Source organism: Pararhodobacter sp. CCB-MM2 (assembly GCF_001691415.1).
In the GTDB taxonomy this organism is placed as follows: Bacteria; Pseudomonadota; Alphaproteobacteria; order Rhodobacterales; family Rhodobacteraceae; genus Pararhodobacter.
The window spans coordinates 1-392 of sequence record NZ_LRRR01000119.1; the positions used below are offsets into that span (position 1 = coordinate 1).

Here is a 392-nt window from a genome sequence, read left to right on the forward strand (position 1 = left end):
GTCCGACGGGGTGACCTGCCCCGGGACGGGCCTGCTCATACGGAGCGTACGCCTCCGGCCGCCCCGGGCCCCGCGGAGGGGCTCAAGGGAGACGGAGGAACGTCATCCGGCGCGGGCTCAGCCGTGCTTGGCGCGGGCTCAGCCGTGCTTGGCGCGGGCTCAGCCGTGCTTGGCGCGCGAGGCGGCGCGGCTGCGCTCGCGCTGGTCCAGGACGACCTTGCGGATACGCACGGTCTCCGGGGTCACCTCGATGCACTCGTCCTCGCGGCAGAACTCCAGGGACTGCTCCAGCGACAGCTTGCGGGCCGGGACCACGTTCTCCGTGGTGTCCGCGGAGGCCGCACGCATGTTGGTGAGCTTCTTCTCCTTGGTGATGTTGACGTCCATGTCGT

The 392-nt window shown here is 70.9% G+C and carries 1 pseudogene; it reads right to left on the reverse strand.

Features of this window, described 5'->3' with window-relative positions:
- Positions 1 to 159: 159 nt before the first annotated feature.
- A pseudogene (locus tag BCY78_RS24435) lies at positions 160 to 392 on the reverse strand (translational GTPase TypA); the annotation flags it as partial.